This is a genomic window from Bradyrhizobium sp. SZCCHNS1022 (genome assembly GCF_032484835.1).
GTDB lineage: Bacteria > Pseudomonadota > Alphaproteobacteria > Rhizobiales > Xanthobacteraceae > Bradyrhizobium.
The window spans coordinates 1,898,631-1,918,960 of the sequence record NZ_JAUETT010000001.1 but is presented as its reverse complement, the minus strand read 5'-3'; the positions used below and the strand labels follow the sequence as shown (position 1 = coordinate 1,918,960).

23 protein-coding genes are annotated in these 20,330 nt (G+C 60.2%); 10 read left to right on the top strand and 13 right to left on the bottom strand.

Going from position 1 to position 20,330, the window contains the following annotated elements:
• Positions 1-329: 329 nt before the first annotated feature.
• Together QX071_RS08755 and QX071_RS08750 are read left to right on the top strand one after the other, a co-directional pair.
• The gene (locus QX071_RS08755; protein WP_315701222.1) at positions 330-1,505 is read left to right on the top strand and encodes a lipase family protein; all 1,176 of its coding nucleotides are present in this window, start codon (positions 330-332) and stop codon (positions 1,503-1,505) included.
• 204 nt (positions 1,506-1,709) lie between these two features.
• Positions 1,710-2,390: a hypothetical protein gene (locus QX071_RS08750; protein ID WP_315701223.1), complete on the top strand. Its 681-nt coding sequence runs from the start codon at positions 1,710-1,712 to the stop codon at positions 2,388-2,390.
• A gap of 240 nt (positions 2,391-2,630) precedes the next feature.
• On the opposite strand, the gene QX071_RS08745 is transcribed toward QX071_RS08750, so the two are convergent.
• From QX071_RS08745 to QX071_RS08730, 4 genes are all read right to left on the bottom strand, one after another.
• Positions 2,631-2,873 carry a hypothetical protein gene (locus QX071_RS08745; RefSeq protein ID WP_315701224.1) on the bottom strand — a complete coding sequence of 81 codons (243 nt, stop codon included), beginning with the start codon at positions 2,871-2,873 and terminating at the stop codon, positions 2,631-2,633.
• 354 nt (positions 2,874-3,227) lie between these two features.
• Positions 3,228-3,776: a GNAT family N-acetyltransferase gene (locus tag QX071_RS08740; protein ID WP_315701225.1), complete on the bottom strand. Its 549-nt coding sequence runs from the start codon at positions 3,774-3,776 to the stop codon at positions 3,228-3,230.
• A 194-nt stretch (positions 3,777-3,970) separates the two neighbouring features.
• On the bottom strand, positions 3,971-4,150 hold the full coding sequence (locus tag QX071_RS08735) for a hypothetical protein (protein WP_315701226.1): 180 nt from the start codon (positions 4,148-4,150) through the stop codon (positions 3,971-3,973).
• A gap of 46 nt (positions 4,151-4,196) precedes the next feature.
• Entirely contained in the window at positions 4,197-4,523 is a 327-nt protein-coding gene (locus tag QX071_RS08730; RefSeq protein WP_315701227.1) for a hypothetical protein, read from the bottom strand.
• A gap of 153 nt (positions 4,524-4,676) precedes the next feature.
• Here QX071_RS08730 and QX071_RS08725 point away from each other — a divergent pair, with 153 nt between their 5' ends.
• From QX071_RS08725 to QX071_RS08710, 4 genes are all read left to right on the top strand, one after another.
• Positions 4,677-4,913, top strand: a complete 237-nt coding sequence (locus QX071_RS08725) for a helix-turn-helix transcriptional regulator (RefSeq protein ID WP_315701228.1) — start codon at positions 4,677-4,679, stop codon at positions 4,911-4,913.
• A 99-nt stretch (positions 4,914-5,012) separates the two neighbouring features.
• Positions 5,013-5,144 (top strand): helix-turn-helix transcriptional regulator, encoded by a 132-nt coding sequence (locus tag QX071_RS08720; RefSeq protein WP_315701229.1) that lies wholly within the window; start codon positions 5,013-5,015, stop codon positions 5,142-5,144.
• 206 nt (positions 5,145-5,350) lie between these two features.
• Positions 5,351-6,922 (top strand): P-loop NTPase fold protein, encoded by a 1,572-nt coding sequence (locus QX071_RS08715; RefSeq protein ID WP_315701230.1) that lies wholly within the window; start codon positions 5,351-5,353, stop codon positions 6,920-6,922.
• A gap of 136 nt (positions 6,923-7,058) precedes the next feature.
• Positions 7,059-7,613 (top strand): hypothetical protein, encoded by a 555-nt coding sequence (locus QX071_RS08710; RefSeq protein ID WP_315701231.1) that lies wholly within the window; start codon positions 7,059-7,061, stop codon positions 7,611-7,613.
• A gap of 145 nt (positions 7,614-7,758) precedes the next feature.
• Here QX071_RS08710 and QX071_RS08705 read toward each other — a convergent pair whose 3' ends face one another.
• The 4 genes from QX071_RS08705 to QX071_RS08690 all read right to left on the bottom strand — a co-directional run bounded on the left by QX071_RS08705 (position 7,759) and on the right by QX071_RS08690 (position 9,798).
• A complete protein-coding gene (locus QX071_RS08705; protein ID WP_315701232.1) occupies positions 7,759-8,328 on the bottom strand; it encodes a hypothetical protein in 570 nt (189 codons plus the stop codon).
• 433 nt (positions 8,329-8,761) lie between these two features.
• Positions 8,762-9,226 (bottom strand): DUF1772 domain-containing protein, encoded by a 465-nt coding sequence (locus QX071_RS08700; protein ID WP_315701233.1) that lies wholly within the window; start codon positions 9,224-9,226, stop codon positions 8,762-8,764.
• Between the two features lie 105 nt (positions 9,227-9,331).
• The gene (locus QX071_RS08695; protein ID WP_315701234.1) at positions 9,332-9,520 is read right to left on the bottom strand and encodes a hypothetical protein; all 189 of its coding nucleotides are present in this window, start codon (positions 9,518-9,520) and stop codon (positions 9,332-9,334) included.
• A 44-nt stretch (positions 9,521-9,564) separates the two neighbouring features.
• The gene (locus QX071_RS08690) at positions 9,565-9,798 is read right to left on the bottom strand and encodes a hypothetical protein (protein ID WP_315701235.1); all 234 of its coding nucleotides are present in this window, start codon (positions 9,796-9,798) and stop codon (positions 9,565-9,567) included.
• 1,052 nt (positions 9,799-10,850) lie between these two features.
• Here QX071_RS08690 and flhA point away from each other — a divergent pair.
• Both flhA and QX071_RS08680 read left to right on the top strand, forming a co-directional pair.
• Complete coding sequence (gene flhA / locus QX071_RS08685) at positions 10,851-12,986, top strand: flagellar biosynthesis protein FlhA (protein ID WP_315701236.1); 2,136 nt, start codon at positions 10,851-10,853, stop codon at positions 12,984-12,986.
• Between the two features lie 396 nt (positions 12,987-13,382).
• The gene (locus tag QX071_RS08680) at positions 13,383-13,580 is read left to right on the top strand and encodes a hypothetical protein (RefSeq protein WP_315701237.1); all 198 of its coding nucleotides are present in this window, start codon (positions 13,383-13,385) and stop codon (positions 13,578-13,580) included.
• A 126-nt stretch (positions 13,581-13,706) separates the two neighbouring features.
• Here the strand turns inward: QX071_RS08680 and QX071_RS08675 are convergent, their stop codons facing one another.
• The 4 genes from QX071_RS08675 to fliI form a co-directional block, all read right to left on the bottom strand.
• Positions 13,707-14,681, bottom strand: coding sequence for an anti-sigma factor domain-containing protein (locus tag QX071_RS08675; RefSeq protein ID WP_315701238.1), 975 nt, complete (start codon positions 14,679-14,681; stop codon positions 13,707-13,709).
• A 39-nt stretch (positions 14,682-14,720) separates the two neighbouring features.
• Positions 14,721-15,266, bottom strand: a complete 546-nt coding sequence (locus QX071_RS08670; protein WP_315701239.1) for a sigma-70 family RNA polymerase sigma factor — start codon at positions 15,264-15,266, stop codon at positions 14,721-14,723.
• A gap of 132 nt (positions 15,267-15,398) precedes the next feature.
• Entirely contained in the window at positions 15,399-15,818 is a 420-nt protein-coding gene (gene fliJ / locus QX071_RS08665) for a flagellar export protein FliJ (protein ID WP_315701240.1), read from the bottom strand.
• Between the two features lie 109 nt (positions 15,819-15,927).
• Complete coding sequence (gene fliI / locus QX071_RS08660) at positions 15,928-17,250, bottom strand: flagellar protein export ATPase FliI (protein WP_315701241.1); 1,323 nt, start codon at positions 17,248-17,250, stop codon at positions 15,928-15,930.
• 252 nt (positions 17,251-17,502) lie between these two features.
• On the opposite strand from fliI, the gene QX071_RS08655 reads away from it, so the two are divergent.
• Together QX071_RS08655 and ctrA are read left to right on the top strand one after the other, a co-directional pair.
• Positions 17,503-17,640: a hypothetical protein gene (locus tag QX071_RS08655; protein WP_315701242.1), complete on the top strand. Its 138-nt coding sequence runs from the start codon at positions 17,503-17,505 to the stop codon at positions 17,638-17,640.
• The gene (gene ctrA / locus QX071_RS08650) at positions 17,621-18,322 is read left to right on the top strand and encodes a response regulator transcription factor CtrA (RefSeq protein ID WP_012046382.1); all 702 of its coding nucleotides are present in this window, start codon (positions 17,621-17,623) and stop codon (positions 18,320-18,322) included. The genes QX071_RS08655 and ctrA overlap by 20 nt, the downstream gene beginning before the upstream one ends.
• A 497-nt stretch (positions 18,323-18,819) precedes the next feature.
• Here the strand turns inward: ctrA and QX071_RS08645 are convergent, their stop codons facing one another.
• A complete protein-coding gene (locus tag QX071_RS08645) occupies positions 18,820-19,920 on the bottom strand; it encodes an IS4 family transposase (RefSeq protein WP_315701243.1) in 1,101 nt (366 codons plus the stop codon).
• Positions 19,921-20,330: the final 410 nt, after the last annotated feature.

Below are 20,330 nucleotides of genomic sequence, written 5' to 3'. Positions count from 1 at the left end.
AATTCAAAGCCGCAGCGAGTTCAATGAGCGGCCGGTGCTCTTGGATTCTGACGTTCGCTAACGAAAGCACCGGAATATGATGCGAGCTCCGAAAGCGAAGCACTGCGCGCGCGATGCGAGTGTGGGCGATCTCACACTTCAAGAAAAGTTTATGAGCGCCGGAATGACGGAGAAGCGGCACGCGAACTTCCGATGAGACTCTGAAAGACATCTCAATATTGTATTTATTCGTAGACACATCTTGTGATTGCTGCAAAGAATGAGACGTATCGGCCGCCGATATCCGAAGACGAGCGGTTGAACATCAGCCGTTGCAGGGGAGGGACAGGATGACGCTCAAGCCCGGATTCCAATTCGCGGAAGCGCAGCTTCTGCTCGAGATTGCGCAGCAGGCCTATGCCGGCACGCCGTCGCTGAGCGAAGCGGCGGCAACCTGCGGCGTGGGCCCCGTCCCGCCCCCAAGCACAAATTGGACTATTCGTCGCGATCTCACCCCGACGAGCGCCACGCTGCTCGATAATTACTGGCAGGTCTGGCAGAACAAGAACGACGAGAGTCAGTACGCGATCGCGGTGCGCGGCACCGTCGACACGACAGCCAGCGTGCTGGCCGATCTGCTGTTTCCCCTGATCAACGCGCGCTTCGACATCAAGGTCGATGGCTACACGCTGCCGTTCTATCTGGCCCGCGACGAGGGCGACAGCGCGGTCAAGGCCGGCGTGCATTCGGGCTTCGCCCTGAGCCTTCTGCTGATGCTGTTCACCACCGACAGCCCGCTGTTCCTGACCCTGCTGCTGCTCGCGAAGTCGGCCAAGAGCGTCTACATCACCGGGCACAGCCAGGGCGCCTCGATCGCGACGCTGCTGACTTCGCTGGTCCGGCACTCGACGGTGGATTTCAAGGGGCCGGTCTACAAGACCTACACGTTCGCCCCCGCCAAGGCCGGCAACGACCATTACGCCTATGACTACGCCCGGCTCGCCGCAGTCGAGGGATACGCTTGGGCCGTGACCTCGACGCAGGATTGGGTGCCGCAGGTGCCGTTTACGCTGGAGTGGCTGTCGGACCTCAATACGCCAAATCCGCTGCGCGCCTTCAAGGGCAGTCCCGATCCCGAGGCGCTGCTCGCGCTCGGCGGCTTGACCGTCGACGTCGAGGGGACCGTCGGTCGCGTCTACGAAGATCACAAGCGGCGGCTCCAGCAGCGGGTCGCCACACTCTCCGCACGGCTGCCGTCCGAGCCGATCCACCTGAAGGCCTCCGATCTCGGCGCGCCCTCCGCCGCACCGATCACCGGCGCGACCGTCGCGGGCGTGATCCAGCAGATCCTCGACCAGCTCCAGCTCTCGCTGGATTATGCCGACGTCGGCGCGCTGGTGCCGCTGTTCGCCACCCCCGGCGGCAACCCGAGCGACGGCACGAAAGGTTGCCAGAAGCTGGATTATTTCTGGCAGCACCACCTCTTCAATTATCTGAAGTACCTGACCCAGCAATATGGCGGGTGAGGATTGCCGCGAACGGCCGTCATCGTCATGGCCGGGCTCGTCCCGGCCATCCACGTCTTTATGCCTCCAACAGATCGCGTGAGCGCCGTAAGGCGGATTTAGCGAAGCGTCATCCGCCTTGCCTCACCAATATGGAAAGAGCGGCGGGTCGCGCGCCGTCGGCACGAGAAACCCCCGCTACTAAAACAAGCCACAGGAAGCGGAATGAGCGAGACGGTTGAAGGTTTGGTGGGGGAACCCGTAAGGCCACGACGAGATTGGGTAGCCATTGGCATTTCCCTGGGTTCGTTGATCATTTCCGCAGTCACCTCCATCAATGTATTAATCCCGCGAGACGATGTACGGATGATGATCGATCGACACCCGTTGGTCGGTCTAGATTTGTCCACCAATAAGTTCAAAGTGTTCGGAAATCCGCTGCTGACATTCATAAACTCTGGCAACCGACCCGCTGGGATATCCGGCCTGAGTGCCTCAGCCCAACGCTTAGATTCGAGATCGCCTAAGATACAAGATTGCAGTCGAAAAGATGCACTCGTCTTTTCTATCCCATTTGACACGAAGCCGTTTGTCTTAAATCCAGGCGAAATAAAAGTCGTCGAGGCAGCTATCGCAATACCTTCCGGCGTTGAGGCACTGTTCACCTGGATTACCGCTGAAAAAGACGGCATAATAAGTATACCGAGGTCTGACTTCAAAGAAGGCGACCGAATCCTGATTTGTATTCAACTCAATCTCGCGACCCCTGACAGCTTCGTCAAAACTTGGCAACAGCTTGCCTACACCATCAAGCTTGAAAGTAACGTCGGCCAGTTTACTGCTCTCTTCGAAGAGAATAAGCCGATAGTTATCAAAAAAAGTAGTTTGTACGATCTCGACCCTTAACGACGAGCCAGGCGCATTTCGTCACGGCGAAAGGATGCGGGCGAGTAAGCCATCGAGCTCGCTGTTGGCCGTTTGACCTGGGAGTTACGCTGACACTGCACTTAATACCCCGAAGTGATGGAAGCAGCCAAGCGTCGTCGAGCCTTCGGCCCTCCTGGCAGACTCTACGGTCTCGTTTAATTGAATGCACTGTCAACGAATTTCAATTTCCACCGAAATTCCGGCTGCGGACCGCGGCGATCATTTCGAAGCTTGGGTGATCTTGTGCTCGAGATGCCCCGTGCCGTGATCGCGGCGCAACTGGCTCAGCGATGTCTCATTCAACTGAGCCAGGACCTCGCTGAGTTTTGACGTATCGGGATAGCCGGCCGCGAACGGCTTTCCGTAGATCTTGCGTAATGTGCCGATCAGGGTGTTGCCGTGCTTTCTGCTGATCTCGCCATCCTTGTCCCGGTGACGACCATCGAGACCCTGCTCCTTCATGTTTTCTCTCCCTGCCTGCATCTATGCGCTTTGCAACCAGCGTGCTCCCAATCCGGCTGATTGGCAACGCTCTGGAGGGAGCTCGCGGCGAGAAAATCAAGCGAGGGCTATGAAGTCGACCCCCGCGGCCTCCCAGCACCCGGCGAATGACGGCCAGATTGCTGATCGACGGGACCCGCCAGCCTTTTTCAAAATCGCGGATGGTGTTCTCGCTCAGGTATGACCGAGCAGCCAGTTCGGCCTCGTAACGGCGCCACTGCATTTGATATCCCGATGAGGCGGTGGAGGACCGCAGGCACGCCTAGCCCTCGGCCGATCCTGACGGGCTCACGGTCCCGTTGATTAAATGCGCTGTCACCGCAACTCTATATTTGCCTCCAGCACATAACGGTGCTGCGTGATCGTCTCGCCTCGCGAGAGAGAATCTCGCTGGACTATGTCGAGGGGCTTGAAGCCGAGCTTGGCGAGAACTCGTCCAGACGCTGGATTGTCGTAGGCGTGTCCCGCTCTGAGCTTAAGAAGATGAGTGTCGTTGAAGGCAAAACGGATGAGAGCCTGAGCCGCCTCGAAGGCATACCCTTGCCCCCAATGCGCACGATCGAGCCAGTAGCCCAAATTCGCTTCGCCATCTGCAATCGCGTCCAAATAGGCCATCCCGATCATTTGCCCTTCAAGCTCGACCGCAAATCGGTATGCCTCGCCGGCCTCCCAATGATGCACGTGATCGGCGAACCACCGGCCGACTTCATCCCTGCTTGGGGGAAATGACATCGTGCGCAGCATGCGCGCGACCTCCCAGTCCGATTGAATATCGAAGGCCCGGCCAGTATCGGAACTGCATGTCGGACGAAGAACAAGGCGCTCCGTGCGCAGGGACCGCGGAGCTATGTCGACCGAACTCATGTTCGCCTTCAAGAGCGTTCCCCTCGCAAGGAATTACGCTGACATTGCACTTAATATTCCGATCAGGCAGTGGGCAACAAAATATCGCAAAACCCTCGGCCCCTCCCGACCGGCTCACGGTCGCGACAATTGAATGCACTTTCACCGCAACCCGAAACCGTAGGGCGGGGAACTGCGGTGCAGTCGCAGCGCCGTCACCGCAACTTGTCGATATCCAGATCGGCGGCAGGCTTCGCGTTGCAATCGGTGAAGATCGCGGCAGCCGAACCCGGCATGCAATGCCCCCTGCCTTGTCGAGGAGATCTGACGAGCAAGACCATCGCGATGGCCGCGCCCAGCGTGAGCAGCAGGACGATGACGGACGCACGAGACATCTCAGATAGCCCCCGCTGATATTCTGCCGCCCGACGGCCGCACCGCTCAGACGCCGCACTCCGACGTCATCGAGCGGATGAGCTTGCTGACGGCGGTCTCGTGGTTCTGCAGGGACTCCCGCCATGTCTCGGCCGTCCAAGTCAGCTGCCCGAGCGGTCCCGAGAGGATGATCGTCGTGAAGGACGCCGGGCCCGTCGCCTGCGCGTCGGGGTGCGCAACATCGGACCGGCTGACCACCGTCAGGACCCGGCCGCGATAGTCGATCGCCGTGACCGCCATCACGCGCTGCTCGGCGGAGCGCTCCTCGCCGGGCTGCGTCTCCTCCCCATCCGCGCCGGACGCGGGAGCTTCGGGGTCATTGCGGCGTTGCATTGACTGATCTCCGGATTCTGGGCGGCGGCTTCCAATCTGCAATCGACGTCCGTCGTCCGGACAAAATGTAGACTATCGTCAACATCTACGCAATGGGAGATGGGATTCATAGTCCGTAGACCGAAAGTCTACAGATCGGTCGATTTGCTTCCCATGGTGGACGAATCGACGATTGTAAGCACTGTCGCCGCGAACGTGCGAAAGGCGCGGAAGGCCCTGAACTTGTCTCAGGAAGAGCTTGCTTTCGAGGCTGGCCTCGATCGGACCTACATATCGCAGGTCGAGCGGGGGAAGAGGAACATGACCATCGTCGTCCTCGCCCGCTTGGCGAGCGCGCTGCGCACAACCCCGGAACGCCTGATCGCCGCCCCGCGAAGAGGTGCGGGTTAGCTCGGAGGGACAGATGAGTGGACTTGTCCATCACCCATAGACGCCGAGGCGCGGGAGATCCTGGCCCGCAACATGCGAATGTCGCGCGCGGCCCAAAGCATGAGCCAGGAAGCCCTGTCGCATGAGGCCGGGATCAACCGGACCTATGTCAGCTCGGTCGAGCGGTGCGAACGAAATGTCTCGATCGACAACATCGAGAAGATCGCCAAAGCGTTGAAAACCGAAGCCTGAAAGTCGTTGAAGCCCGACTTATTGGATGCCTAGCCTTATAGGTGGACTAGCATTGAGCTGCACCAAGCGGCAGCCAAAGACAGCGGGACTATGCCCACGATTCGCAACTCGCAAAAGCCAGCTGTGGAGAATAGACAAAGCCCCACAGCTCGTGCGAGAGTTGAACGATCCATTTTCCAATTTCGCTATTTTTTTGGCAGGCGCCGATGAGCATTCTGGAAGATTCCAAGGTTGAGAAACTCGCGAGAATTGTCGAGGAATCGACTCGATCAACCAAGGAAGGGGTCAAATACTTTATTGAGCCAGCTCCAGGAACCCTCGCCAGAGCGAAAAACAAACGTCACCACATCATTTTTGGGAGACGAGGATCAGGAAAGTCGAGCCTTTTGGCCAAAGTGACGGCAGACCTGACCCTTAGCCGGAGCCCTATTGCGTACGTTGATCTCGAAGAGTTCAAAGGCCACAGCTATCCCGATGTTTTGCTAAGCGTACTAATAAAAATCCTCGGAGAGTTTAAGCTTTGGATGGATACCGCAGCGATCCATCCGGCCAACCGCACCACGTTCTGGCGTAGATTGTTCGGCTCTGTGCCCACGAAGAAGAGCCTTTCTCGCGCTAAGACGGCCGGAATCTCGGCTGAATTAGGTTCTATGGTTCATGAGCTGAATCAGACTCTATTCGCCGCAGACGAAACAAAGATACAAACAACAAATGCAAGCGAGACGTCGACTGAGCTTCAAACCGCCCTTACCGCAAGTTTGAAAACTCCCGTTTCCGGTACTGAATCTAGCGCGAAATTATCCGACAAAGAAGGACGTTCTTTGCGCACTCAGCAAGAGTACACATCTAGAAAGGTCGAGATCCTTCATCGAAACATAATGCGCTACAAGTCATTATTCCAGAAGATGATAGATCTCGCCGAAGGACCAGTCTTCGTTCTACTCGACGACCTATATCACATTAGAAAGAACGATCAGGCCAATGTCCTGGACTATATTCACCGAATCGCCAAAGGTCTCAACTTTTGGGTCAAGGTGGGCACTATCCGCCACCGGTCGCGATGGTACGCCTATGGCGATCCTCCTACAGGCATGAAGCTCGGAGATGACGCCGAAGAGATCGATCTCGACGTCACGCTAGAAAAGTACGACCTAACCAAGCGCTTCCTTTTGCGCATCCTAGAACAATTTGCTCGAGAGAGTGGCCTCAAGCTCGACGACGTCCTTACAGACGGAGCTCGAGACCGGCTCGTCCTCGCCAGCGGCGGTGTCGCCAGAGATTTTCTGACTATTTTTCGCCGCGCGATCGATGTTGCCAAGGAACGTCTAGCACGAGCAGACGATTTTCGCGGCGAACGAATCGGCGCGGAAGATGTAAACAAAGCCGCTGGCGAGTTTGACAAGTTTAAGAGAGAAGATTTCTCAAGGGACGCGGGTGAAGAGGAGCAGCGCAAGCTTCTCGAACTGTTTGAAAAAGTAAGCGAGTTTTGCCTCACTGACGCGAAGGCAAATTGCTTCCTGGTCGATAAAGACTATAGTGGCGAAGACGTCGAAAGCATTCCAGACCTCGTGGATCTCAAATTTCTTCACCACGTGCGATCGAGAGTGACCGTCCGAGACAGAGCAAACCGCTTATACGACGCATACATGCTGGATCTAAGTCAGTACACCGGCGAGCGCGCGCGACGGAATTTTGATATTGTAGAATTTTGGGGCAAAGACGCAGATGATTCGCTAAGGAAATCCAAGTTTATTTTTGCGGAACGTCCGAGAATCTAATTGAGCAGTTCACCCCGCGTATCGCGGGCCGCTGCAGCGAAATACCAATGCTATGGTCAATTGTTAATAGCGCTTCTGCAAGCCACCTCTTAGCTAGCAGATGGGGTTGACCGCGAGGCAATACTGGAGAGCGGGGATGCGGGTCATTCGGACCGAGATTTTCTTCGACAACGTAAGCCATATAGGCGGCGGCGCAAGGCGCTCTGCCCGTGACAATCCCGGCATAGGCGTAGCTTTTTTTGGGGGACGGGTTCTGGATGACTTCCTGTCGTCCATGCTGTTGCCCGACCCGCAGATGGTGCCTAAGCACGATTTAAGAACAGTAGAAAAGTTCTTGGATCTCTCCTTGAGAGGTGTCGAGAGTAGCTTGCGCTACACTTATTCCAAGTACCTCCTTGAGCCGATCCGAAATCCTGAACAGGTTCGTCTCCTGCTAAATGCTGAAATCGTTGTCGAAGAATCTCCGCCGCATTGGGAAATTTTCAAAGCTCTTGTGTCTAAATCGCCCAGCATCGCAATTGGCACCTATGCGGGTATGGAGCTTGCGGGATCGATGCCTCAACTCATGGTCCTAACCATTCCCTTTGGCATCATCGCAGTCAGCTCCGCAGTAGGGATTTCTAAAGCTCTGGAAGCCGGACTCAACAAGAAGGTTGCACGGGTTTTAGGTCAGCGTCGCCAACGGCAATAGACAGGTCTGGAAGACGACGCTCCTCCTGTTAGCGAGCGAAGCCCCGATTAGCGAAGCGATATCTGGGATTTCACCCGCTACGCTGGCTGTCGTTCAACCACCGTCAGGTTGCGGCCGCGCGCCCTGTTTTCGAGACGTTCTTGCCCTACCGTCCTCCAACCCGGCCCACTAAGTGACTGAGATAAACTGCTAGCAGTATAAAATCGGTGGCAATTTGTGCGATCGCGATTCTCGGCGTGTCCGCGGAATAGCTGATGGTCGCGAACGTCAGTACTGACTTCAGCAAAGGATCTTCCACGCCGAGCACGGAATACCACGTTGCGAACATCAACACGATTTGAGCCACATTGCACATGAACAGCAACAGCGACCGCTGCGGCGATACAATCGTTTCGAAAACCCGCTGCAGAAATACTATATTTAAAACAGCGATGAGGGTCACCGCCGAGAAGTAGGTGCTCAGCCAAGCTGCGGCTTGCGAAGGAAAGCGGAAAAACACTATCGAGATCGCCAACCCTAAGATTACATACCACTCGGTCCAAGTATCAACCGACCTGTCTCTTTCGCGCCCGAAACCTATGTGCCGCCATTGCGTCGGAGAAAGCAGCGTTAAGGCATGCAGGAAATAACCAACCACCCGTTCGATGCCACTTGTTCTTGTGGCGATGGCTAAATACCTGTGCCTCCACTCTCTAAATCCCTCCCTGAAATGCATTTATCCTCCTCTAGCTGAGACCCTGTATTTCTTCGCGGAACTACCGTGATGCGGCTCGATTGGACTCAACATCCCCATGAGGCGGTGGGAGGCCTCCACACCATCGCCGAGCCCCCGACCCTATCCTGATGGGCTCACGGTCCCCATTCACGCGAATGCATGATCACCGCAGCTCCCGACGAAGCGCGGTTCGCCGGGACGACTTAGTGAGCCAAACGTCGTCACACTGTGAACTGCGGGTCCGGCGCAGTCGTGAGGCTCAACCGCATCTCTTAGAATGTGCGGATGAGGTGGCGTAATCAAGAGTGAGGGGAGCCCGGATGAGCGAAGCGATATCCGGGAAGTTCACCCCGCGTATCGCTGACGCTCATGCGGGCTACGCTGGCTCGCGATCCGTGGTGTTCCGGTCCTCGGCCCATTCGCCAACCGCGTTTCACGCGGCGAGAAAGAAAAGCACGGCGGCCACCAGAGATGCGACAAGGCGCACCGCGTTCGAGCGGTGGAATCGGCTAATCTGCTTGCGGGTATCCGACGGCGTTTCGTCTAGAGTCCAGCCATCCACAGCCTTGTAGATCGGCAGGTTGAAGAATGCTGTCCAGAAGAAAAAGCCAACGAGAAAAATGCTGCCGCCAGCATAAGCGTATCCGACCTGTGCGTCTGCGGGTTTCATCACGAAAGCCATGACAAGCGCGGCCATAACCGGCGTGATCGACATCGTCGACAGGATCCGGTTGGACGCTGCGAATCTTAGGAAATGCTTGAAACTGGCGGCTGCGTCGGCGTCCGCCTGTTCGCGCCACATCTTCCGCATGACGGTCGACAGGGCCAACATCAGTCCAGCAAGCATCAGGGCGCAAAGTAGCGCCAGGAAGTCAAACAACTCGTATGTGTTCAGCATTCTCACGAATCCATTTCCTCTCAGCTGCGTAGCCTGGATGAGCGACGCGACATCCGGGAATTTCACCGCGGGTATCGCTGGCGCTCACGCGGGCTACTTGGCTCGTTACTTGGCTGGCTGTTTGACGGCTTTCGTCGGCCTCGCGTGACGGGCCCGCAGGCCTTTGAACACGTCTGCCGCCGGAACGCTGGGGCGCGAGTCCTTGACGGAGGCCCGCACCTTGGCATGGAGATAGTTGTCGAGCGCGGCGTGCCCCGAGCTCGGCGTGAGGATGATGGGCTTGCTGGGTCGCATGTGGTGCCTTCCTGCGCTCATCATTCTTGTAGCATAAGGCACTGTCATACAGGGTAAGCCGGGCTGAAGACGTGGATGGCCGCGACGAGCGTGGCCATGACGGCGGAGAGGATGCTGCGCATGGCGCGTAAGAGGCGCGCCCAGCGGGCAAATCGGCTGCGCGATTTGGTGAAGGAGAGGGCCGACGCGCGGGTCGGGCAGGCGAAAATCACTCGCGCCGAAACGCCAATTTCGTCTGTCTCTTCAAGCTGATTTGTCCTGTCCAGTCCGTCGCGCAAAAATATTTTTATTTCTATTTTTCAGAAATCGTGATTTCCTACATCCATCCCGCCTCCATCGGAGGGGCGTATCGCGATCGTCACGGCACGTGGGAAGCGGGAGGCGATGGGCGCATTGGGGCGCAGCGTGGTTGATCTACGCCGACGAACGGCCCGATGCGCACGGCGAAATCGTGTGGTCCTGACACCCCGACGCTGGTGTCCTTGCGCTGATGCGATAGCATCATGCGCGACATGGTGGCCAGAAAGCCCGGCGCACCAGGGAGACCACGTATAAGCCGTCAAACCATTCGCGCAGGGAAGGCCGGGATGATCCGGCTCGTACCTGTGGTGACTGCCGCCTGCATTTTTTTCTGCAGGCGGGCCATGGGTGCGGACGGCACCCGGCCTTCCCCGCGCCCTCCACCAATTTCGAGGGCGGATCTGACGCACAACTCGGGCGCAGAGGCGCGGCGAGAGGGTTGACGTATGCGCGATGAGCAAACGGCCGAGTTCAGTTCCTGCTCTCGTTTTCATGGAGCAAGCAGCGGCTCCGACCAAAGCTTTGCTTGGTCAGCCCTCCCGCGGCCCATCCTTCGAGACGCCCGCCTCCGGTGGGCTCCTCAGGATGAGGACCGGGCTGGTGGCGATATCCTCGCGGCGAGATTGGCGAGATCCTTGACCCTCATGGTGAGGAGGCGCGGATGCGCCGTCTCGAACCATGAGGCCCCAATCCTCTCCCAGCACCGGCCAAGGAATTGCCGCGGCCCCGAACGGGCAAGCTTCGCGGGGCCTGCGGCGCCGGTATGCCGGCGCTACCAGCAATGGACCCTGCCCAGCCCTCCCCTTTCAGGCAAGCGACCGCTTCCCAACCCGCCATTAACCGAATGCTAACCATACACCGGGCAAAAATTGCCGGGTTGAAGTGAGTGCGTCGCAGTCGGGTACGGATGACGGGGGAGGCCCTTTCCGTGGACGCCAGTGCGGTCGCTCAATCTCGAACCGGCGGCCCTTTGGCCGCCGCGCAATCGGTTGGGGCCAAGAAACGCGGCCCGCGGGGAAAGGCGAAAGCCATGGTCGACGTCACGGCAGGACAGGGAGCCGGGCTGCCCGCCGGCGGATTCAAGCTCGGCGACATCGTCGATGTCTTAAAGCGCGGCGACATCGCGCTCGCGCTCGGCATCCTCACCATCCTGGTGGTGCTGATCCTGCCGCTGCCCTCGATCGTGCTCGACCTGTTCCTGGCGATCTCGATCACGCTGTCGATGCTGATCCTGATGACCGCGCTGTTCATCCAGGCGCCGCTGGAATTCTCCTCCTTCCCGGCCGTGCTCCTGATCTCGACCATGCTGCGGCTGTCGCTGAACCTGGCGTCGACCCGGCTGATCCTGTCCCACGGCCATGAAGGCACCGACGCCGCCGGCCACGTCATCGAGGCCTTCGGCTCGTTCGTGATGGGCGGCAATTTCGTCATCGGCCTCATCGTGTTCGCGATCCTGGTCACGGTGAACTTCGTCGTCATCACCAAGGGTTCGGGCCGCATCGCCGAAGTCGCCGCACGCTTCCACCTGGATTCGATGCCCGGCAAGCAGATGGCGATCGACGCCGACCTCTCCGCCGGCTTGATCGACGAGAAGGTCGCCAAGGAACGGCGCAAGGCGCTGGAGGACGAAAGCGGCTTCTTCGGCGCCATGGACGGCGCCTCCAAATTCGTTCGCGGCGATGCGATCGCGGGCCTGCTCGTCGTCTTCATCAACGTGCTCGGCGGCATCATCATCGGCGTCGCGCAACAGGGCCTCTCCTTCAGCGAAGCCGCCCGCACCTACACCACCCTGACCGTCGGCGACGGCCTGGTCACGCAGGTGCCGGCGCTGATCGTCTCCACCGCCGCGGGCCTTTTGGTCTCGAAGGCCGGCCTCAGCGGCGCCGCCGACAAGGCGCTGATCAAGCAGTTCTCCGGCTATCCGCAGGCGCTCGGCATGTCGGCCGCGGTCATGCTGGTGCTGGCGGCGCTGCCGGGCATCCCCACGCTGCCCTTCCTCGCGCTCGGCTCGGGCGCGGCCGCGCTCGCCTGGAAGGCGCGCAAGCAGAAGCACGTCGTCGCCGCCGCGGAAGCTGCCGCCGCTGCCGCGACCCCCGCTGCGGCCGCTGCCGCAGCAGCCGCCGCCGCGGAGGAGCCGATCTCCGCCGCGCTGAAGATCGACGATCTCAAGATCGAGCTTGGCTATGCGCTGCTGCCGCTGGTCAACGGCCCCGACGGCACCGACCGCCTCACCGACCAGATCAAGGCGCTGCGGCGCTCGCTGGCGATCGAGATGGGCTTCGTGATGCCGTCGGTGCGCATCCTCGACAACGTCCAGCTCGAGGCCAACACCTACATCATCAAGATCAAGGAAGTGGACGCCGGCACCGGCAAGATCTGGCCGAGCCAGTTCATGGTCATGGATCCCGGCGGCAGCCAGGTCGCGGTGCCCGGCATCCACACCACCGAGCCGACCTTCGGCCTGCCCGCCACCTGGGTCGACGCCAACCTGAAGGAAGAGGCTTCGCTGAAGGGCTACACCGTGGTCGATGCGGCGACCGTGCTCTCGACCCACCTGACCGAGCTGCTCAAGGCCAACATGAGCGACCTGCTCTCCTACGGCGAGGTGCAGAAGCTCTTGAAGGAGCTGCCGAAGGAACAGGGCGAGCTGATCAAGGACATCGTGCCGAGCCAGATCACGATCTCCGGCATCCAGCGCGTGCTGCAGCTGCTTTTGGCCGAGCGCATCTCGATCCGCGATCTCTCGACCATTCTCGAAGGCATCGCCGATGCGCTGGCCTTCTCCCGCAATCCCGCAACCATCGTCGAGCATGTGCGCGCGCGCCTCGCCCGCCAGATCTGCGCGCAGAACACCTCCCCGATGGGCTATCTGCCGCTGATCGCGCTGTCGGCGCGATGGGAGCAGGCGTTCGCGGAATCGCTGATCGGCCAGGGCGAGGAACGGAGCCTCGCGATGCAGCCCTCGAAGCTCTCGGAGTTCATGACCGCGACGCGCGATGCCTTCGAGCGCGCCGCGCGCGAAGGCGAGGCGCCGGTGCTGGTCACGTCGGCGGCGATCCGGCCCTTCGTCCGCTCGCTGGTGGAACGCTTCCGCGCCCAGACCACGGTGTTGTCGCAGGCCGAGATTCACCCGCGAGCGCGGCTGAAGACGGTGGGCAGTATTTAGCGTTGTAGTTGAGAAAAATCATGCGATACTATCAACGGTCGGCGCAAATTGCCGGCCGTTGCTGTTTTTGGTAGCATTTTCCGGGAGTGTCTTTTCGCCACAGGCAATCGAATTCTTAATTTTCCTTCACCAAGGCGATTTTTGGTCAGAGACGGTCAAATTCTATTTATATAATTGTTTTTACTAAACAATTTTACGATACAGATCGCCACAATCGCGGCAGATCACGAGTTATCACGCCATTGTGATGGTGACTTGGGAACGGATTTGCGATTTCCTACGTTTCTGGAGCGCGAGACGATGAACCGCGATCGCGCTGCAGACGACGAATAAACGACGAATCACACGCAGGCGAACGGCAGAGGCAGAGCGAACGGAAGGCGGCAGGAGACCTCGATGAACCACTCGATCTACAGCGCAGATCGGACGACCCACCTGAAGATCGTGGTGGTGGCGCTCGTGGCTGGCATCGTGGTGGCCGGTTTCGGCATCTCCGCCCGCAGCAGTTCGGACAACTACGCGCAGACCGCGCGCGTCATCAAGGCCGGCAAGCCGGTGGTCGTGACGAGCTCGGAGGCGCTGCTGGTTCGCTAAGGAGTTTTAGGAATTCACGCGGTGCTACAGCCCCCCAGTGGCCGCGTGGATATGTAGTAGACCCAACCCCAAGTCCACTACCGAAAACGCCCGCTCCCCACGGGCGTTTTCTTTTTGCGGCGGCAATCAGCGCGCCGGCGGCGGCACGGTCTCGATCAGCTTGCCGGAAAACACGATCGGACCGGTGGCCACCCCGGTCGGCGACCCGCCTTCCGGCTCGAGGGTTACGGCATAGGTGGCGCGGTTGACCGTATCGGGATCATAGGCGCTAAGCGCCGGCCTGGTCGTAAAATCGTTGCCGCCGATCACGCCGAGCGAACGCGGCCGCTGCAGCTTGTCGGAGACCAGCCACAGCTCGTAGCTCTTGCCGGGCTCGGGCGCGGCGCCGACCCGGCGCACGGTGAAGTTCTTGCTGCCGGCATCGACCGTCAGAATAAAGGCCGGCGACGATCCGTCCTTTTGCAACAGCGCGACATATTGCGCCGAGAGCGGCATCCGCCGCTTCGGCCGCAAACCATCTGGCAGCAGATCCGGCCGATAGACCTGGACCGCTATCATCGCGAGCAGCACGGCCGCCACCGCGGTCATCGCATTGGCAACCACGCGCCACTGCCTGACCTTGGAGGCCAGCCGGACCACATCGGCGTTGTCGTTAACTGCCTGCGCGGTCGGCTCGGCGATGGTGTCATCAGCGCCGGGCGCTTGATCGGCAAGGGCCTCGCCCATCGCAGTCGCAGATTCCGGCAAAGCGGACGGCGGTTTGTGTTGAACCGGCGAAGCCGAAGTCACCGTCGCATCCTGCAATGCCTGATCCTGCGAAGAAACGTCCTGCGGGGGCATTTGCGGCGGGACAACCGCTGGCTCTGCCTGCGCCTGCGATGCGGCGATCGCGCCCTTGATGCGATCCCATACCACCGGACGCGGCTCGACTAGGCCGACCATCTGGTTGAGAACGCTCAAGCGAAATTCCCAGGCCGCCACCAGCGCCGCATAGCCCTCGTCGGCGGCGATCAGGGTCTCGACCTGCGCCCGCTCGTCACGATCAAGCGTGCCAAGCGCGTATTCCGCGGCGAGCGCGATATCATCTTCGCTATAGGCCATCGCACGTCCAGATCATCGGCCCACGCCGCCTCGCTGAGATCAAAGTCCGAGGCACGCGCGGATATCCATCATGCTCCGACGGAGCCAGGTCTTCACCGTATTTACCGGCGCCCTGAACTTTGCCGCCAACTGCTCGCGACTCCAACCGTTGTAATAGGCGAGCAGCACGAGCCTCTGACGGTCGGGTTCGAGCTGGCCGATGCACTCCAACAGCCGCTTGAGCTCCTCCGACATTTCGCGCCGCGCCAACGGATCCGGCGTTTCCGCCGCCACCTCCATCGCATCCGGCTCCTCTTCGAGCGACAGCTCGCCGCGTTTGCGGACGAGATCGATGGCCCGGTTGCGCGCGATCGCAGCCATCCAGGTGATCGGCGAAGAAATCGCGGGGTTGAATTGCGCAGCGCTATGCCAGATTTTGACGAAAGTCTCCTGAACGACCTCCTCTGCGAGATCCTGCCTGCGCAAGATACGGAGCACGACGCCATAGAGTTTCGCCCTGGTCGCCGTGTACAGGCGCTCAAAGGCCGCCTCGTCCCTCCTGGCGACCGCGGCAATCAGCCAGACCAGCTCTGCCGGCGTCAGCATTCAGCTTTCCCCGAAATCGCACTGCTCCATCGGCTCCTCCAACCTTTCCCGGACTGTAAACGCCATCACGGCGATAAAAAAGCCCGGGCGCGGCGCCCGGGCTCCAGCCTGCGGCTAATCAGGCAGGACCGGTCAGGCGATCACGCCGAGACGGGCGCGCATCAATCCGATGCTGTCGAGATCGGCCTGCTCGCGGGCGCTTTCCTCGGCCCGTTCGCGGGCCTGATCGCGCTCGTCGAGCAACTCCACCTTCTTCAATTCCTCGAAGGCCTCCGACAGCGCGGCTTTGGCCTCCTCCAGCTGGCCGCGCAACTCGTCGGCCGACCGGGTCAGGTTCTCGCGCCGCTGGATCGCAGCCTTGGCGTAGGTCGGGTAGGCAAAATGCGAGGGGTCGTTGATCCCCGCCCGCTCCTGCTCGCTCATGATCTCGCGATCGAGCTCGGCCGACATGCGCTGGAAGTCAGCGATCATGCCCTCGATCTGCATCACTCTGCGGCGTTTCTCGTCGACCTGAAATTTCTTCAGGCGGATCAGCGTGTCGCGCGACTTCATCGACTCATACTCCCCAGAAGTCCCGGATCGGACGCGGGACTGCGCCGGCCGCCCGTCGCGGGCCGGCCGACTTGGCTCATCAAGTGGCGAACATGATTACCCGACAAAGTTAGCTTTCCGTTTCCAAGCGCCCGAGGATTTGTTCCAGCTGGCGGTAACCCGCGCCAAGACTGCAGACTTCGTCCTTGCGCTGGCGCAGGAAGGCCTCCAGCGGCTCATGCAAACGAATGGCTTCATCGACTTCGGGGCTGGAACCGGCCCGATAGGCGCCGAGCCGGATCAACTCCTCCATGTCGGCATAAGTTGCCATGACCTGGCGCGCCCGCATGATGGTGGGAAGAAAGACCGGATCGGCCGATTTCGGCATCGTGCGCGACACCGATTTGAGGATGTTGATCGCCGGATAGCGTCCGCGTTCGGCGATCGAGCGCTGCATCACCACATGGCCGTCGAGAATGCCGCGCACGGCGTCCGCCACCGGCTCATTATGGTCGTCGCCGTCGACCAGCACGGTGAAGATGCCGGTGATGGAGCCGTCGCCCGTCCCCGGCCCGGCCCGCTCCAGAAGCTTCGGCAATTCGGTGAACACGGTCGGCGTGTAGCCCTTGGCGGTCGGCGGCTCGCCGGCGGAGAGCCCGATCTCGCGCTGCGCCATCGCAAAACGCGTCACCGAATCCATCAGGCACAGGACGTCCTTGCCCTCGTCGCGAAAATATTCGGCGGTCGCGAGCGTCAGATAGGCCGCCTGCCGCCGCATCAACGCCGGCTCGTCCGAGGTCGCGACCACGACTACCGACCGCGCCAGGCCCTCTTCGCCGAGATCGTCCTGCAGGAATTCCTGCACCTCGCGGCCGCGCTCGCCGATCAGGCCGATGATCGAGATGTCGGCATCGACGTTGCGCGCCAGCATCGACAGCAGCACCGACTTGCCGACGCCGGAACCTGCGAAGATGCCGAGGCGCTGGCCGCGGCAGCAGGTCAGAAACGTATTGAGCGCGCGCACGCCGAGATCGAGCGGAGCGCCGACGCGCTTGCGCGAATGCGCCGGCGGCGGCGTGTTGCGATAAGGCACCGGCGAGGCGCCGAGCGGCAGCGGTCCCTTGCCGTCGATCGGCTCCCCCATCGCGTTGATGACGCGTCCGAGCCAGGCGGGCGACGGCCGCACCTGGTTGGCCGCATTGGCGATAACCGCGCGGCAGCCGCGCCGCACACCTTCGAGGCCCGCGAACGGCATCACCACCGCGTTCTTGCCGGAGAAACCGATCACTTCGGCCGGGATGAAATTTTGGCCGGTCTCGATCACGATCCGCGCGCCGACCGACATCGCATGAATGGGACCGGCGATCTCGACCATCAATCCTTTGACGCCGACCACGCGCCCATAGATATTGACGCCGTCGATGTCGTTGATTTGCTCGGCCAGCGCCTTCATTGCGGAAACCTTAAGTATGGGCAGTTTCGTCCGCCCCGCTTAACTTCGTGTTTACCCGCATCATTAATCATTGCGTCACTGTCTTGGGTGACTGAGAGGGCCCGACCTGCTGGTCGAAAAAACAGCGGGTCGCAGGAGTCGGTTAGGCCCGTCTCTTAACATGGAGCTTGAACGAGGACGGCTAAGAAAACCTGCTTCGTCGCAATATCTTAGGGCGATTCGACAAAAATTGCACGGATGGAGCTTGCGGAGGTGAATCAGATTTTGTTAACCATCTCTCGTCAGGATCCGAATCAGTTGTTCAAAGGCGTTTTGAGTGCCGCAAGTGCGGCCGACCTGACGCCCGGAGCGGCGACTATGGGGAACTGGCATGCGCGTTTTGCTGATTGAGGATGACAGCGCCGTCGCGCAGTCTATCGAATTGATGCTCAAGTCCGAGAGCTTCAACGTCTACACGACTGACCTTGGCGAAGAAGGCGTCGATCTCGGCAAGCTTTACGATTACGACATTATTCTGCTCGACCTCAATCTGCCCGACATGTCCGGTTACGACGTGCTCAAGCAGCTGCGGGTCTCCAAGATCAAGACGCCGATCCTGATCCTGTCCGGTCTTGCCGGCATCGAGGACAAGGTCAAGGGTCTCGGCTTCGGCGCCGACGACTACATGACCAAGCCGTTCCACAAGGACGAGCTGATCGCCCGCATTCATGCGATCGTGCGCCGCTCCAAGGGTCACGCCCAATCGGTCATCCAGACCGGCGACCTCGTCGTCAATCTCGACACCAAGACGGTGGAAGTCGGCGGCCAGCGCGTGCATCTGACCGGCAAGGAATATCAGATGCTGGAGCTGCTCTCGCTGCGCAAGGGCACGACGCTGACCAAGGAAATGTTCCTGAACCATCTCTATGGCGGCATGGACGAGCCGGAACTGAAGATCATCGACGTCTTCATCTGCAAGCTGCGCAAGAAACTCGCCAACGCCTCCGAAGGCCGCAACTTCATCGAGACCGTCTGGGGCCGCGGCTATGTGCTGCGCGAGCCGCACGACATGGACGAGCGTATCCCGGCCTGATCTCACTGCAATTCCCGGGGCTGGCTGCGAGCACTTCTCGCGCGGATCCCGAACCTCAACCCCGCCGCGAATGGCGGGGTTTTTGTTTGTGGGGATGAAGATGCTGGACCCGTGTTTTGCCACTCGGACAGTGCGCTCCCCTCCCCCCAACAAAAGCCAAAGCCGACTTCCAGAAACGACCGCAATAGACATCGCCACACTGTCAGCCACGCTACTCATCAGCTCATCGACCCATACCTTCGCGATCTCGCGGCGCATCTCGCTCGAGCTATTCGGCAATCTCACCGCCCTCTCATAATTGAGGGCGCAGGGAAGGCCGCATAGGCGTTAAGGTAGCGCGAGCATCGATTGATACTTGCGTTTTCGAGGAGGCTCGCGAAGGTGGCGCCCCAACGCGCGTTTTCTGCGGCGCAAGCAACGGATGGTTGGTTGTGGAATGATTGCTTGCAGCAAGGATGCAACGAGCTGCTGCAGGACCCGCCAAGCGCCAGGCGTCGTTAAGCGGCCTGCGTCCAGTGGGGAGAGTCCTCGAAGTCGCTGGCAAGCGGCTCGAGCAACAGGATGATCAGGAGGTGGGCCAGCAGGTAGGGCTTGGCAGAGCGCGGATCGGTTCCTGGCGGCGTCTTGAGGCCAATCAGACTCTTCAGTCGCTTGAACCCAAGCTCGATCCGCCATCGCAATCGATAGAGCGCAAGCACATCTTTGGTGGAGAACTCGTCCCGCGCGAGCGACGTGATCAGAATGACCCAATCCGCAGCCTCCAAAGTTTCTTTGGAGATGATGCGGTTTTCATCTTTTGCGTCTTGCCGGGCTTTACGCCGAGAAGCAGCAGCCGCACCGGTGGGCTTCTTGATTGCGACCAGACGCATAGCCAGAGGCGCGCCGCCCTTGCGCTTGATCCAAATCTCCCGATCGACCAGTCCGCGCGCCTTCGCGGCACGCAATTGGGCCATCAGATCGAACGGAAGGCCTTTGGCGTCAAGCCAACGTGCGTTCTTCCAGCCCGCTCGGATCAAAACGTCGGCCCCGGCTTCGCGGACGGCCGCAATGCGGTCAGGTTGCAGATAAGCGCGGTCAGCAATGCGGATCTCGTTCTTGACCACTGGTATCCGGTCAAACGTTTCGCCCTCTTGCTGATCTGTCAGCTCGAAGTGACCAAAGCGCTCATAGGGCAGATCAAATGCGCTATGAACGCGCCAAAGCTCACTGTTCTTGCGCGCAGCCGGTCCCGCCTGAGGCACTGTCGTCGCATCGATGATGCGGATCAGGCGGCCTTGGCTCGCCTTCGGAGCTGCCGCAGCGAGCAAGCCCTCCACCAGCACCGCAAACCAATCACCACATTGACGCAGCCGATAGAACAACGCCACGCTGGTGAGGTCGGCAAGGCCAACAGAAGCCGCCCATGCGGCTGTCGATCTCAGCCCTCTTTCACCCAAACAATAGGCCAGCATCAGCCGAAGTAACGTCACCGCATCTGGAATCTGCCGCCGACGCGCGAAGGCCTTCGTCTGGCGCGCAGTTTTCTCGAGCTGCGCAGCCCCGCCCAGCTGCGCAACCACTCTCGTCCAGTCCTCGTTCAGGAGCGATTCGTCTGCCATCCCCTGTTCGAATCACGGCGGATTCCAACACTCAAGCATAAACTTAACGCCTATGGGGAAGGCCGGGCGCTGGCCGCGCCCGTGGCCCGCCTGCAGAAAAAAAGCAGGCGGCAGTCACCACAGGTCTGGCCGAGAACACCCGGCCTTCCCCGCGCGATGGTTTGACGGCTTACTCCGCGCTCTCCCCAGGGACCGGCTCTCTTGCCCCTGTCATCCACGATGCGCCAAACGCATCATCGCGGACTTGACGCCAGCACCGGGGCGCCAGGACCACGCGGCTTGACCGTGCGCACCGGATCGTTCGTCCGCATGAACTCGACTTGGGCATGATCTTGTTCGGAAAACCGCTACGCGCTTTTCCGGATCATGCCGCCATGCTGCGACCCGACAGGCCCACCGCATCCCGCACC

Coding starts and splice junctions, on each gene's coding strand:
- QX071_RS08755 (WP_315701222.1), top strand. CDS start 330: ATGACGCTCAAGCCCGGATTCCAATTCGCGGAAGCGCAGCTTCTGCTC.
- fliJ (WP_315701240.1), bottom strand. CDS start 15,818: ATGAAGTCGCGCGACACGCTGATCCGCCTGAAGAAATTTCAGGTCGAC.
- ctrA (WP_012046382.1), top strand. CDS start 17,621: ATGCGCGTTTTGCTGATTGAGGATGACAGCGCCGTCGCGCAGTCTATC.
- fliI (WP_315701241.1), bottom strand. CDS start 17,250: ATGAAGGCGCTGGCCGAGCAAATCAACGACATCGACGGCGTCAATATC.
- flhA (WP_315701236.1), top strand. CDS start 10,851: ATGGTCGACGTCACGGCAGGACAGGGAGCCGGGCTGCCCGCCGGCGGA.
- QX071_RS08645 (WP_315701243.1), bottom strand. CDS start 19,920: ATGGCAGACGAATCGCTCCTGAACGAGGACTGGACGAGAGTGGTTGCG.
- QX071_RS08735 (WP_315701226.1), bottom strand. CDS start 4,150: ATGTCTCGTGCGTCCGTCATCGTCCTGCTGCTCACGCTGGGCGCGGCC.
- QX071_RS08695 (WP_315701234.1), bottom strand. CDS start 9,520: ATGCGACCCAGCAAGCCCATCATCCTCACGCCGAGCTCGGGGCACGCC.
- QX071_RS08745 (WP_315701224.1), bottom strand. CDS start 2,873: ATGAAGGAGCAGGGTCTCGATGGTCGTCACCGGGACAAGGATGGCGAG.
- QX071_RS08670 (WP_315701239.1), bottom strand. CDS start 15,266: ATGCTGACGCCGGCAGAGCTGGTCTGGCTGATTGCCGCGGTCGCCAGG.
- QX071_RS08730 (WP_315701227.1), bottom strand. CDS start 4,523: ATGCAACGCCGCAATGACCCCGAAGCTCCCGCGTCCGGCGCGGATGGG.
- QX071_RS08705 (WP_315701232.1), bottom strand. CDS start 8,328: ATGCATTTCAGGGAGGGATTTAGAGAGTGGAGGCACAGGTATTTAGCC.
- QX071_RS08680 (WP_315701237.1), top strand. CDS start 13,383: ATGAACCACTCGATCTACAGCGCAGATCGGACGACCCACCTGAAGATC.
- QX071_RS08725 (WP_315701228.1), top strand. CDS start 4,677: ATGGTGGACGAATCGACGATTGTAAGCACTGTCGCCGCGAACGTGCGA.
- QX071_RS08700 (WP_315701233.1), bottom strand. CDS start 9,226: ATGCTGAACACATACGAGTTGTTTGACTTCCTGGCGCTACTTTGCGCC.
- QX071_RS08740 (WP_315701225.1), bottom strand. CDS start 3,776: ATGAGTTCGGTCGACATAGCTCCGCGGTCCCTGCGCACGGAGCGCCTT.
- QX071_RS08715 (WP_315701230.1), top strand. CDS start 5,351: ATGAGCATTCTGGAAGATTCCAAGGTTGAGAAACTCGCGAGAATTGTC.
- QX071_RS08720 (WP_315701229.1), top strand. CDS start 5,013: ATGAGCCAGGAAGCCCTGTCGCATGAGGCCGGGATCAACCGGACCTAT.
- QX071_RS08675 (WP_315701238.1), bottom strand. CDS start 14,681: ATGGCCTATAGCGAAGATGATATCGCGCTCGCCGCGGAATACGCGCTT.
- QX071_RS08750 (WP_315701223.1), top strand. CDS start 1,710: ATGAGCGAGACGGTTGAAGGTTTGGTGGGGGAACCCGTAAGGCCACGA.
- QX071_RS08710 (WP_315701231.1), top strand. CDS start 7,059: ATGCGGGTCATTCGGACCGAGATTTTCTTCGACAACGTAAGCCATATA.